The organism is Pseudomonas agarici (genome assembly GCF_001543125.1).
In the GTDB taxonomy this organism is placed as follows: Bacteria; Pseudomonadota; Gammaproteobacteria; order Pseudomonadales; family Pseudomonadaceae; genus Aquipseudomonas; species Aquipseudomonas agarici.
Genome location: NZ_CP014135.1, coordinates 4,389,714 through 4,402,651 on the forward strand (window position 1 = coordinate 4,389,714; position 12,938 = coordinate 4,402,651).

At 60.4% G+C, this 12,938-nt stretch carries 14 protein-coding genes and 1 pseudogene; 11 read left to right on the forward strand and 4 right to left on the reverse strand.

Features of this window, described 5'->3' with window-relative positions:
• The 8 genes and pseudogenes from AWM79_RS25115 to AWM79_RS19335 all read left to right on the forward strand — a co-directional run.
• A pseudogene (locus AWM79_RS25115) lies at positions 1–189 on the forward strand (transcriptional regulator); the annotation flags it as partial.
• Between the two features lie 181 nt (positions 190–370).
• Entirely contained in the window at positions 371–775 is a 405-nt protein-coding gene (locus AWM79_RS19305) for a DUF2946 domain-containing protein (RefSeq protein ID WP_026012989.1), read from the forward strand.
• A gap of 52 nt (positions 776–827) precedes the next feature.
• On the forward strand, positions 828–1,313 hold the full coding sequence (locus tag AWM79_RS19310) for a copper chaperone PCu(A)C (protein ID WP_017130204.1): 486 nt from the start codon (positions 828–830) through the stop codon (positions 1,311–1,313).
• A 291-nt stretch (positions 1,314–1,604) separates the two neighbouring features.
• Positions 1,605–3,725 (forward strand): TonB-dependent receptor, encoded by a 2,121-nt coding sequence (locus AWM79_RS19315; protein ID WP_017130205.1) that lies wholly within the window; start codon positions 1,605–1,607, stop codon positions 3,723–3,725.
• 10 nt (positions 3,726–3,735) lie between these two features.
• Complete coding sequence (locus AWM79_RS19320) at positions 3,736–4,524, forward strand: ABC transporter ATP-binding protein (RefSeq protein WP_017130206.1); 789 nt, start codon at positions 3,736–3,738, stop codon at positions 4,522–4,524.
• Positions 4,521–5,471, forward strand: coding sequence for an ABC transporter substrate-binding protein (locus AWM79_RS19325; protein ID WP_017130207.1), 951 nt, complete (start codon positions 4,521–4,523; stop codon positions 5,469–5,471). Before AWM79_RS19320 ends, AWM79_RS19325 begins: the two co-directional genes overlap by 4 nt.
• Positions 5,468–6,478 (forward strand): FecCD family ABC transporter permease, encoded by a 1,011-nt coding sequence (locus tag AWM79_RS19330; protein WP_026012990.1) that lies wholly within the window; start codon positions 5,468–5,470, stop codon positions 6,476–6,478. The genes AWM79_RS19325 and AWM79_RS19330 overlap by 4 nt, the downstream gene beginning before the upstream one ends.
• 217 nt (positions 6,479–6,695) lie before the next feature.
• Positions 6,696–7,229 carry a GNAT family N-acetyltransferase gene (locus AWM79_RS19335; protein ID WP_060783555.1) on the forward strand — a complete coding sequence of 178 codons (534 nt, stop codon included), beginning with the start codon at positions 6,696–6,698 and terminating at the stop codon, positions 7,227–7,229.
• Between the two features lie 158 nt (positions 7,230–7,387).
• Here the strand turns inward: AWM79_RS19335 and AWM79_RS19340 are convergent, their stop codons facing one another.
• The gene (locus tag AWM79_RS19340; RefSeq protein WP_017130210.1) at positions 7,388–7,639 is read right to left on the reverse strand and encodes a hypothetical protein; all 252 of its coding nucleotides are present in this window, start codon (positions 7,637–7,639) and stop codon (positions 7,388–7,390) included.
• Between the two features lie 47 nt (positions 7,640–7,686).
• Positions 7,687–7,920: a hypothetical protein gene (locus AWM79_RS19345; RefSeq protein WP_017130211.1), complete on the reverse strand. Its 234-nt coding sequence runs from the start codon at positions 7,918–7,920 to the stop codon at positions 7,687–7,689.
• 224 nt (positions 7,921–8,144) lie between these two features.
• On the opposite strand from AWM79_RS19345, the gene AWM79_RS19350 reads away from it, so the two are divergent.
• Together AWM79_RS19350 and AWM79_RS19355 are read left to right on the forward strand one after the other, a co-directional pair.
• Complete coding sequence (locus AWM79_RS19350) at positions 8,145–8,669, forward strand: GNAT family N-acetyltransferase (protein WP_017130213.1); 525 nt, start codon at positions 8,145–8,147, stop codon at positions 8,667–8,669.
• 187 nt (positions 8,670–8,856) lie between these two features.
• Entirely contained in the window at positions 8,857–10,002 is a 1,146-nt protein-coding gene (locus AWM79_RS19355; protein ID WP_060783556.1) for a sensor histidine kinase, read from the forward strand.
• A gap of 70 nt (positions 10,003–10,072) precedes the next feature.
• Here the strand turns inward: AWM79_RS19355 and AWM79_RS19360 are convergent, their stop codons facing one another.
• A complete protein-coding gene (locus AWM79_RS19360; RefSeq protein ID WP_017130215.1) occupies positions 10,073–10,378 on the reverse strand; it encodes a chaperone modulator CbpM in 306 nt (101 codons plus the stop codon).
• 2 nt (positions 10,379–10,380) lie between these two features.
• Entirely contained in the window at positions 10,381–11,337 is a 957-nt protein-coding gene (locus AWM79_RS19365) for a DnaJ C-terminal domain-containing protein (RefSeq protein ID WP_017130216.1), read from the reverse strand.
• A gap of 299 nt (positions 11,338–11,636) precedes the next feature.
• Between AWM79_RS19365 and AWM79_RS19370 the strand changes: the two genes are divergently transcribed.
• Positions 11,637–12,902, forward strand: coding sequence for an Hsp70 family protein (locus tag AWM79_RS19370; RefSeq protein ID WP_060783557.1), 1,266 nt, complete (start codon positions 11,637–11,639; stop codon positions 12,900–12,902).
• Positions 12,903–12,938: the final 36 nt, after the last annotated feature.

Genomic DNA, 12,938 nt, shown 5'->3' on the forward strand with positions numbered 1-12,938 from the left:
CAGGATCTTCGCTTGTCAAACGTCGGCTTTGAAGGCCCTGCCGGGAAAGCCGATAAACCCAGCAAAAGCCTGCACCGCAGACTGTGCGCCAATGGCAATCCGAGCATGGATAACCTGGCGGCGATCTTTGCCGCGATTCGCGCGGCGCCGGGCATCCATATCGTGGTGCACAACGCGCCCGCCGCTTGACTCGCCAACGACGCCTGCCGCCCCAGTCATCACGCCAAGTACTGCTACGCTTGCCCAGAAGCATTCACAGGGCAGGTCCTATAAAGCTTTGCGACCTTTCACCGCAGCGCCTGCTTTTACTTATCAAGAACATTCAGGCTAAATAACCCAGCACTTTGGCACTTCTGGCGGAAGCCCTTCCATGTCCCGACAACGGCTCGCGGTAGCTACCTGGATCGCCTGTTTGGCAATGCTGTTCAATCTGCTCGCCATGCCGATTTCCACAGCCATGGCCTCATCACCGGATCGCTCCACCTCCGAACAATTGCTCTGGGGCAGTTTCTGCTCGGCCAGCGGCACCCGACTCGCGGCCATCGCCATCGGCAAATGGGAGCGGAACACTGCGCCGAACCACGATCACTCGACGATGCAGCATTGCTGGTGCTGCTCCGGCGCCGCGCCGCTGGTGGTATTGCCGGGGCATATGCCCCAGTTGGCAGTCGCCCCACTCGAAACGGGCCTTGGCCACCTCGCGTTCCATGGCGAATCGCCGACGCCTCGCCAACAATGGCCCTCGCTCAATCCCCGCGCCTCTCCAGTCGTCTGAATTCGCCCTCGCCCCCCTTTTTTTGTGTTTTGAATTGTTATGGAGAACACCCATGCTCAAGAATATCCTGCTGCTGGCCGCATTGCTGTTGCCCGTCGGTTTTGCCAATGCCCATGAATTCAGCATCGGTCAGTTGCAGATCGATCATCCCTGGTCTCAGGAACTGCCGCCCAATGCCCCCACCGTGGCTGCTTATTTCATCATTCGAAACCAAGGCCTGACGTCTGATCGCTTGGTGAGCGTCGACAGCCCCATCGCAAAAAAAGCCGAACTGCATGAACATGTGATGCAAGGGGACCTGATGAAAATGCAGCAGGTACCGGGCGTCGAGGTACCGGCCAAGGGCGAGGTGAAGTTCGCCCCCATGGCCTACCACGTGATGTTGCTCGACCTCGAGGACCGCAGCCCGCTGCAGGACGGCAAACACTTCCCGTTGACCCTGCACTTTGAAAAGGCTGGCGACGTCACCGTTGAAGTGGTGGTACACAAGCAAGCACCCAACGACGCCTCGGACATGCCGCACAGGCACGCTCAATAACCAGCCAAACCATTGAACGCCAGACGCGGTGCCGTGTCGCATTCGCTTGAAGGATGGAACGCGCCTGTCCACTGCGGGAACTCATCTGCGCTGTCCGGTTGCCCGAGCACCAACATGAATCGGCCTCACCTTCATCCTGAAAGCGCCGAGATGCGCGAAATAGAGGGTTCTATAAACTTTTGGGGCATCATCTTGCAAGCAGACATTGTTATCATATAACAATAATGCGAGATACCCGACCCGTGGCCATGCGCTGCGGGTCCCCTTGAGGATAAGCGACTTACCAGCCCGATGAACAAGTACCTTGTATCCGGCCTTTGCCTGTTGGCATTCGACCCTGCCCAGGCAAATGCCACGCTGCTTCTGCCCACCGGCACCATTACCGCGCCTGCCGTCGATACCGCCGAAGTCGATCTGAAGACCCCCACCACGGCGGGTTCGCGCTTGGGTTTGACGGCGCTTGAGACACCCGCCAGCACCGAAAGTCTCACTGGGGAGCGTATCCGCGAGCGCGGCGATAGCAGCGTACAGGACGCGGTGTCGCGCAGCACCGGCCTGAGCCGCACAGGTACGCCCGGCGATGGCGGCACCTCGCTGCAGGCCCGTGGCTTTACCGGGCAGAACTCGGTGATGCAGTTATATGACGGCACCCGGATGTATGTCGGTGCCGGTACCGTAACCTTCCCGGTCGACACTTGGTCCGTGGAACGTGTCGATGTTCTGCGCGGCCCAGCGTCCGTGCTCTATGGCGAAGGCGCGACCGGCGCAGTGATCAACACGATCCCGAAAAAACCGTTCAACGGCGCTATCGAAAACCACCTGCGCCTCGGCTATGGCGCCTACGACCAGCAACAGCAGGCGTTCGACAGCGGCGGTTCGCTGACCGACCAACTGAGCTACCGCATCAACATTAATCGCCTACGCGGAAACGGCTGGATCGACCGTGGCGACTCCGCCAGCGACTTCGTCAGCGCCGCCCTGCGCTGGCAGGCCAACGACAACCTGGTCGTCACTCTCGCCCACGACTACGGCGACCAACAGCCGATGAACAATTTCGGCACCCCCTTGATCCAAGGCCACTACCGGCAAAGCCTGCGAGACAAGAACTACAACGTCGGCAACGACAAACAGCATTACAACGACCAGTGGACGCGCCTGAGCAGCGAATGGCAGATCTACGACAACCTCAGTGCCAACAACGAGCTCTATTACCTCAAGGCCCAGCGTCGCTGGCAGAACGCGGAGCGCTACGACTTCGATCAAAGCAGTCAGCAACTGCTCAGACAAAGCTACCTGGGCATCCGCCATTACCAGGAACAGATCGGCGACCGCCAGACCTTCACCTTCAAACACAGCCTGTTCGGCCTGGACAGCCAGACGTTGACGGGCATCGACGTCAATCGCATCCGCTTCAACGTGGCCAGCAACTCGCCGTTCGATGATGTGTCGAGCGGCGGGCAACCCATCGACATCAACCACCCGACACCCGGCGTGTTCGAGAGCGCCAGCCCGTTTCGCAGCCAATACAGCAGCAGCACCCGCCAATTCTCGGCGTTTGCCGAAAACCGCACGCTACTCAACGAGCAGTGGTCCCTGGTGACCGGTGTCCGTCGCGACTTCGTGCATATAGATCGCGACAACCTGGTCAATGGCAGCGAAAGTGCCAAGTCGCTGACCGGTAGCAACTGGAAAGTCGGCCTGGTGTACGCCATAACACCCGACACTTCGCTCTACGGCCAATACGCGACCAGCACCGATGGTGTGAGCGGCTTGATTTCCCTCAGTCCAAACAATCAGAAGTTTGACCTGTCGACCGCCAAGCAGAGCGAAATCGGCCTCAAGCAGATGTTCTGGGACCAACGCGGCGAATGGACCCTGGCGGCCTATCACATCGTCAAGAAAAAGCTGCTCACTACCGACCCACGCAATGCGCAGAACCAGTTGCAGGTGGGCCAGCAATCGTCCGATGGACTGGAAGTCAGCCTCGACCTGAAATTGACGCACGACTGGCAGTTGCAGGCCAACGCATCGGTTCTCCGGGCACAATACGATGACTTTGACCAGTCGCTCGGCGGCACCGTCGTGTCCTACAAAGGCAACCGACCTGCCGATGTGCCCCGCCGCACCGCCAACCTCTGGCTGAACAAGGCACTCAGCGACGATGTCAAAGCAGGCGCCGGCGTGCGTTATGTCGATGCGCGTTATGCCGACCTGGCCAATACCGCCCAATTGCCGAGCTACACCGTGGTCGATGCCAATGTGTCATGGAAGGCTTTACGCAACACCACGCTGGGCCTGCAACTGAACAATTTGTTCGACCGCCAGTACGCCCAAAGCCAATACAATGACGGCCAACAATGGATCATGGGACAGCCGCGCTCGTTCTTCGTGACGGCGGACTACACCTTCTGATGAGCGCCAAATGACCTCACTGACCCTCGTCGACCTGGCCTGGACACCCCTGGGCCAGAACCACTGCCATCACCAGTTCCAACTGCGTGAGGCCAACCTGCGGGTGGCGGCGGGTGAGTTCGTCGGCCTGATCGGCCCCAACGGCAGTGGCAAGACCAGCCTGCTCAAGTGTGCCTATCGCTTCAGCCGGCCGGAGAGCGGCGAGGTCCTGCTCGAACACCAGAACGTCTGGAAACAGTCACCCCGCTGGTGCGCCCAGCGCATCGCCGTGGTGCTCCAGGAGTTCCCCGATGCCTTTGGCCTGAGCGTCGAAGAAGTGGTTGCCATGGGCCGCACCCCCCACAAGAAGCTGTTCGACGGTGACAGCGAATTGGACCGCCAACTGATTCGCCAATGCCTGGAGTCGGTCGGCCTATTGGGCTTCGAAGACCATGAGTTCGCCACCCTGTCCGGGGGCGAAAAACAGCGAGTGATCCTCGCCCGTGCCCTGGCCCAGCAACCCCGACTGCTGATCCTCGATGAGCCGACCAATCACCTCGATCCGCGTTACCAACTGGAGCTGCTAACCCTGGTCAAGCGCCTGAAGATCGGCACCCTGGCGAGCATCCACGATCTCAATCTGGCAGCGGCGTTCTGCGACCGATTGTATGTGATCAACCACGGTCGTATCGTCGCCAGCGGCACGCCCGAAGACGTGCTGACCGAGGATCTGTTGCGCAGCGTGTTCGGCGTCGAGGCCCTGATCGATAGTCACCCCCTGCGCGGCTACCCACGAATCACCTGGATAACCCAACCATGAAGTTATGGCCTCTGGCGCTTTGCCTCGGTTCCCTGCTCGCTTCCATGACCACCCTGGCCGAGTCCAGCCACTACCCATTGACCCTCCAGAGCTGCAACCGCGAAGTGACCTTCAACGAGGCGCCGAAACACGCGGTCAGCCATGACATCAATATGACGCAGATGATGCTCGCCCTCGGCCTCAAGGCGCGGATGGCCGGCTACAGCGGAGTCAGCGGCTGGAAAGCGCTGCCCCCGCAAATGGCCACGAGCCTCGACGGCCTGCCGGAACTGGCGGCCAAGTACCCGTCCGTGGAGACCCTGCTCAACGCCAACGTCGACTTCTTCTTCGCCGGCTGGAACTACGGCATGCGCGTCGGCGGCGACCTCACACCGCAGACCCTGGCGCCGCTGGGCATCAATGTCTACGAGTTGACCGAGTCCTGTGCCTTCATGATGAAGCGCCCAAGTGCCAGCCTCGACGACACCTATAACGACCTGCGTAACCTGGGCGAGATATTCGACGTCCAGGACCGCGCCGAAACCCTGATCAGCCAGATGCGGGCCAGGGTCGCGGCGGTGCGCAAGAACCTGCCCGCCGAGCGCCCACGGGTGTTTCTCTACGACAGCGGCGAAGACCGCGCCATGACCTCCGGCCGCCTGGCTATGCCCCAGGCGCTGATCGAGACCGCGGGAGGGCGCAATGTGCTGGAGGATGTCGACGCCAGCTGGACCCGGGTCAACTGGGAAAGCGTGGTCGAGAAGAACCCGCAGGTGATCGTCATCGTCGACTACGGCGAGGTCAGCGCCGAGCAGAAACGACACTTTCTGGAAACCCATCCGGCCTTGCAGTCGGTGGATGCAATTCGCCACAAGCGCTTTATCGTCATTCCCTATGTCGAGGCGACACCGGGGATCGATAACGTCAAAGCCATCGAAACTCTTGCCAAGGGTTTCCACTCACAATGATGAGCCACCGCTACCCCCTGCTGTTGCTCGCGCTGGGTACACTGTTGCTGGTGTCCTGCGTGGTATCGCTGGGCTTCGGCCCCGCGCAAGTGCCAGTGGAGGTGGTGTGGCGGATCCTGCTGTACAAACTGCTGGGCACGGGCACGGTCGACTGGAGCGCCGGGCAGGAGCATATTGTCTGGCTGATCCGTATCCCGCGCCTGCTGCTCGGCACCCTGGTCGGCGCCGGGCTGGCCTTGATCGGCGCGGTGCTGCAAGCCGTTACCCGCAACCCGCTGGCCGACCCGCACCTGCTGGGCGTGACCTCGGGCGCTACCCTCGGCGCGGTGATCGTGGTGCTGCATGTCGGTGAAATCGTCGGCCTACTGACCTTACCCATCGCCGCTTTTCTCGGCGCCTTAGGCAGCATGCTGGCGGTGCTCGCCATTGCCAGCCGACGAGGCCGACTGGACAGCGACCGCTTGCTGCTGTGCGGCGTGGCGGTGTCCTTCGTGATGATGGCGATCGCCAATCTGCTGCTGTTTCTCGGCGACCACCGGGCCAGTTCCGCTGTGCTGTTCTGGATGCTCGGCGGACTGGGTCTGGCCCGCTGGGAACTGCTGCCGATTCCGACGGTGATCGTGCTGCTGGGGCTGTTCCTGCTGGTCAGCATGGCCCGTTCGCTGAATGCGCTGATGGCCGGCGAGCAGACCGCCGTGACCCTTGGCCTGAACGTGCGCAATGTACGTTTGAGGGTCTTCCTGATCGCCTCGCTGATGACCGGCGTGCTGGTTGCTATCAGCGGCTCCATCGGTTTTGTCGGGTTGATGGTGCCGCACATCGCACGACGCCTTGTCGGTGCCGAGCATCGACGGCTGCTGCCGGTGTCGGCGCTGTTAGGCAGCGTGTTCCTGGTTTGGGTCGATGTCGCGGCGCGGACCCTGATCGCGCCAGAAGACTTGCCGATCGGCGTGGCGACGGCGGCCATTGGCGGCTTGTTTTTTATCGGACTGATGCGCCGCCGCTAAGCGCCACACCCCCGCGACTGCGGCCCCCGACGAGCCCACCTCGGCCACCAAGGTAGCGGAAAAATAGGGCAACCGAGCGCGCGCAGGCTGTTAGGATCTAACCCGTAGCGTTCTGACGATAATCGCAAGCCATGAATCTACCCGGCGAAAAAGACCAACCGCTGATGTTCACCGTTGCGCTGGTCACCGTCCATCAACCGATTGCCTGAGGCCCTTCATGTCCTACGTTATCCGCGACGCCCGGCAGGCCGACCTGCCGGCCATTCGCGACATCTACAACGACGCGGTGGTCAACACCACCGCGATCTGGAACGAACAACCGGTCGACCTGGACAATCGCCAGGCCTGGTTCAGCGCCCGCCAGGCCCAGGCCTATCCGATCCTGGTGGTCGTCGATGCCACCGACGGTGTGCTCGGCTATGCCTCCTACGGTGACTGGCGGCCCTTCGAGGGCTTCCGTCACACCGTCGAGCATTCGGTGTACGTGCGCAACGACCAGCGTGGCAACGGTCTTGGCCCACAATTGATGGCAGCGCTGATCGAGCGCGCCAGGGATGACGGCAAGCACATCATGGTCGCCGCGATCGAAAGCGCTAACGCCGCCTCTATTCGCTTGCATGCACGCCTGGGCTTTACGAGCACCGGACAAATGCCTCAGGTGGGCGTCAAGTTTGGTCGCTGGCTCGACCTGACCTTCATGCAACTCTGCCTGAATCCGGGCACGGAACCGCCCGTCGCCAACATGGACTGATCCGCCAATGAACGCCGCCCAACCGCGACGCGTCAATAAACAGATCCAGCCCGGCGAGATCGAACGATCCAGGTCGGTTCTCACTGCTGTTGTTGCGAAACCGCCGATGTCGACTTCAAGGACGGGCGACAGCTACCATCGGGTCACCCGTCACTTGTTCAGTCTTGCAGATCGGAAAGCATGGTTTTCGACGCAGGTAATATGCTCAATTGCTGCAAACTGTCGTTGATCGCGCCGAGCAAGCCGAGATCCTGTGCTGTCGCCTTCTTGTCGACTGCTCGCCGCAAGGCCAGCAGAAAGCTCAATTTGCCGAATGCGATATCATCCGACGTATCGCCTTTATCGATGAGGTTCTGCGCCGCCTCATTGATGGTCGCGTCAATATAAATTGAAAAATCTGAACGAGTCATGATTCACACCCCTCTCATTGATAGTTTGTGTACTGGTAAACCTACAGTCAAACGCTGCGAGGGAGCTGCCAAGCTCTTTTACCAGACTCGTTACTTTTAAAAAAAACGACCTGGCCCGTATAAGTGCCCGCTACCTTATCGAGGATGGTGTTCATCTTCGAGCTGGGATTGGGTTGGTGGCGACTATTGACCCTGCTCTTACTGAATTTCGCAACTACCGCCAGTTCAGGCTGCAAGACTTCTCTGTCACCGCTCGCATCGGTGATCGTGATAACACCCATGACATAGCTCCTTTGAATACAAACGTGATGAAACAAACTGCACTCAACAGCACATTAAGCCTTCGAAAGATCAGCCGTCTACTGTCAGAAATGACAGGTACAAACGAGTCGGAGCACTTGAAAGGTGAGCGTCAAGTTCGGCTGCCGGCTCGACCTGACCGTCATGCAACTCTGCCTGAATCCGGGCACGGAACCGCCCGCCGCCAACACGGAATGATCCGCCGATGAGTACCACCCAACTGCGTCGCGTCAATAACGAAAGCTTTGCGCATTACCGTCAAGGTTTGATCGAGCTATTGCTCGATGCCGTGGGGCACGGCGCCAGCGTGGGATTCATGGCCGATCTCGACGCTCTCCAGGCGCACGTCTACTTCGACAGCGTGCAGGCTGCCCTGCGGGATGGCAGCCTGTTGCTCTGGGTGGTGGTGCGTAACAAACAGGTACAGGCCAGCGTGCAACTGAGCCTGTGCCTAAAGCCCAACGGGTTGAACCGGGCCGAGGTACAGAAACTGCTGGTGCGCAGCGAGGCGCGTCGCCATGGCCTCGGCCAGCAACTGATGCAGGCCCTGGAGCAGGCGGCAAGGCAACATAAGCGCGGCCTGCTGTACCTCGATACCCAAACCGGTTCCGACGCCGAGGCGTTCTACAGCGCACTGGGCTACAGCCGCGTCGGTGAACTGCCAAACTACTGCACGACACCGGACGGGCGCCATCAGGCGACCACTATTTACTACAAGACACTAGAATGATTCATGGCCAATACCCGACCCCATCTACCCCAGATCGAATTGTCGAAGCCACCTTCGGCGCGCTCAAGGCAGATCGAGGCCGATGGGGTGAAGGTATTCCCTGGTTCCAGCCGCAGGCAGGGCAGCGATTAGCGGCTAAGATGCAACACGCCCAGCCTTTTTTGCACTGTTCATCAAGGTATCGGTCATGCGCTTGTCTGATTTTATCGTGCAACACGTTGACACACTCGTCGATGACTGGGAGCAGTTTGCCAAAACCCTGACGCCCGCAGCAGACAGCATGGGGCGGATCGCCTTGCGCGATCACGCCAAATCAATCCTGCTGGCGGCCGCGCGGGATATGCAGACCACCCAAAGCACCCGTGAACAAACCGCCAAGGCCAAGGGTGAAGGTCCGGAGAACAGTCCCAGCCTCGATATCGCCGCCGCCAGCCACGGCGAACTACGGCATAACGTCGGTTTCGACCTGGTGCAGATGACGTCTGAGTTCCGTCACCTGCGTGCCTGTGTGATCCATCGCTGGGTCGGCAGTCTGTCTGCGCCGGACCTGACCTACCTCCAGGACATGATTCGCTTCAACGAAGCCATCGACGAAGCCCTGGCCGAGTCAACTGCCGCCTATGCCGAACAGGTCAACCGCTCGCGGGACATCTTCCTGGCCATTCTCGGTCACGACCTGCGTGCACCGTTGCAGGCGGTGGCCATGTCCACGGAAATGCTAGTACGCAAGATCCCGCTCAATGAGCTGGCCATGGGCTATGTGAAAAACATCAAGCGCAGCGCCCATCATATGGGCACCATGGTCAACGACTTGCTGGAATTGGTGCGCAGCCGCCTGGGCAGTCCGTTGCCGATAGATCCCGCGCCGATGGACCTGGTGAGCGCGGCCAAAGCCGCACTCAACGAAGCCTGGGCCGGACAGCCGGACTGTCGTCCGAGCCTCAAGGTCAAAGGCAATGTACATGGAGTCTGGGATCGGGGCAGGATCGAACAGATGCTGCAGAACCTGATCGGCAATGCCCTCCAGCACGGCGCCAGCCAGCGCAAGGTGACCTTGACCCTGATCGGTGATGACGACAGCGTCAGCTTGTCCATACACAACTTCGGCCTGCCGATTCCCGCCCAAGCCCTGGCGACGATCTTCGATCCGCTGGTGCGCAACGCCGCAGAGGAACTCGGGCAAACGGGCGCCTCGACCAGCCTGGGCCTGGGCTTGTTTATCGTCAAGGAAGTGGTGAGCGCCCATCGGGGCAGTATCGAGGTCAGCTCCAGCGAGGAAGAGGGCACACGATTCAGGATCGTGCTACCGCGAGTATCACGTGCCGTATCCTAAGCGAGCGTCGGGCTTGTGGCGTCGATACGGGCCAGCGCAGATGCATTTCGTACAGAGATCACACGAGCCACTAGGCCTCGACCAGACGCTCCAGGCGCTGTCGGAGCATGCGGTTTTCCGCACGCAGCTCGCGGACCTCGCCCAGCAGTTCCAGGGCCAGGGCGACGCCTTGCCATTCCAACTCAAGATCGCGGCGCAGTTTCGCCGCACGCCGGGCAATGATCAGCTCATGCTCAAGAAAGCGCCAGGCCTGCGGTGAGCGGCCCTGAGGTTCAAGAATACCGTGTTCGACGATTTCGATCACATACGCCGCCGATAGCTCGGACGCCTCGCAGAAGGCTTGCATATCCAGTTGAACGTTCAGGGCAGGGCTCATGATCAGCTACTCCATTGTTCTCTCGGGTCGAATGCCGCCTTCTTCGCCAGTTCCCGCCACAAGGCTTTTACGGCATCGTCGCTCTGTTTGGGCATGACCGTCTTGAGTTGCACGAACAGATAACCCCGCTGGCCGGCCTTGTTCAGCAGGCCATGGCCCTTGGCGCGCAGGCGCTGGCCGTTCTGGCTGCCCTGCGGGATCTTCAGGTTGATCTTGCCGGTCAGGGTCGGCACCGCCACTTCGGTTCCCAGTGCCAGCTCCCACGGTGCCAACGGCAAGGTGATGATCAGGTTCTCACCTTCGACATCGAATTTCGGGTGGGGAGTGAAGCGAATGGTCAAGTATAGGTCGCCATTGACCCCACCACCGAGTCCCGGCGCGCCCTGCCCCTTGAGGCGGATACGCTCGCCATCGGTCACGCCCGCCGGAATCTTCACGTTCAGGCTCTTGCTGCTGTTGCTCACATGCTGGCCAGCCGCGTTGTACTGCGGCACCTGGAAGGTGACCTTTTTCGACTCGTTGGTCAGGCTCTCTTCCAGGAAGATCGGTAGTTCCATTTCCACGTCTTGCCCTCGACGACCGGCGCTGCGGCCCGATTGTCCGCTACTGAAACCGGCACCGCGCGAGCCGAAGATCGTACTGAAGAAGTCCGAGAAGTCACCACCACCCGCACCGCCGCCAAAGCCGCCACTCGCGCCACGCCCCTGCCAGCCCGGTGGCCCCTGGAACGGCTGGCCATGCTGGCCGTATTTGCGCAAATCGTCGTACTCGGCGCGCTTGTCGGCGCTTTTCAGCGCTTCATAGGCTTCGGAAGCATCCTTGAATTTCGCCTCGGCGTCCTTTTCCTTACTGACATCCGGGTGGTACTTGCGCGCCAACTTGCGGTATGCGGCCTTGATGGTCTTGTCGTCCGCCGTCGGCTCAACATCCAGGATCTTGTAATAATCTTTGAAGTCCATCTAAGGATCACCCTGCGTTATCGATATCGCGCCGCCCGGCAGCACACAGCATGCGCTTTTCGGCGCAGCAAGGATTGACCGATCTCAAGACTGTGACTGGGCGGTGCGTTAAAAGTTTATCGGCCGTGCGGGCGATTTCCGCTCATCGCCGTGACACAAGTCGAACCAATGACAGCAAGTTTGGGGGTGATGGTTCGTCTTTCAAGTCGGCAACGCACGATTTAGCGGATAGTCGGCCTTCGATTCCGCGCTCGACTGACATACACTGCGCGGCCGTTTTTAACCGGAGCTCGAACGACATGAAAAACGCCTCTGCGGCCCGTGCCTGCGGTATCGACTTCGGCACCTCCAACTCCACTGTCGGCTGGCTGCGCCCCGGGATGGAAACGCTTATCGCGCTGGAGGATGATAACGTCACCCTGCCTTCGGTGGTCTTTTTCAATATCGAGGAACGCCGCCCGGTCTACGGACGGCTGGCGCTGCACGAGTACCTGGAAGGCTACGAGGGCCGGCTGATGCGCTCGCTCAAGAGCCTGCTGGGGTCCAAGCTGATCAAGCATGACACCAGCGTGCTGGGCACCGCCCTGCCTTTCAAGGATCTGCTCGGGTTGTTTATCGGCCAATTGAAAAGTCGCCTGGAAACAACCGCCGGTCGTGAATTCGAACACGTGGTACTGGGCCGTCCGGTATTTTTCGTCGACGAGGATCCGGTCGCCGATCAGGAAGCCGAAGATACCCTGGTGGAAGTGGCGAAGAAGATTGGCTTCAAGGACGTGTCCTTTCAGTACGAACCGATTGCGGCGGCCTTCGACTACGAGTCGACCATCGAGCGCGAGGAGCTGGTATTGATCGTCGATATCGGCGGCGGAACCTCCGACTTCTCGCTGGTGCGCCTGTCGCCGGAACGCCGTCGCCTGGATAATCGCCACGACGATATCCTCGCCACCGGTGGCGTGCATGTCGGCGGGACCGACTTCGACAAACAACTGAGCCTGCAAGGCGTGATGCCGCTGTTCGGCTATGGCAGCCGGATGAAAAGCGGTGCCTACATGCCCACCAGTCACCACATGAACCTGGCGACCTGGCACACCATCAACTCGGTGTACTCGCAGAAGTCCCAGTTGGCCCTGGGTAGCATGCGCTACGACATAGAGGACACCGGCGGCATCGACCGCCTCTTCAAGCTGATAGAGCAACGCGCCGGGCACTGGCTGGCGATGGAAGTGGAGGAAACCAAGATCCAACTGACCCGCGCCAAAAACCGCCACGTAGCGCTGGATCGTATCGAACCGGGGTTGAGCGTGGAGCTGAGTCAGGCAGTGTTCGAATCGGCCATCGGCAACCTGCTGGAGGGTATTGGCAACAGTGTCACTCGTTTGCTCGATGATGCCGGCGTGAGCGTCGAACAGGTCGATACGGTGTTCTTCACCGGCGGCTCGAGCGGGATTCCGGCACTGCGCCAGAGCATCTCGGCCATGCTGGCAAATGCCCGGCATGTGGAAGGCAATATCTTCGGCAGTATCGGCAGCGGCCTGGCGATCGACGCACGCAAGCGTTACGGCTGACCATCGCGCGTTATCGTTCTTCGCCGGCCAGCCTGC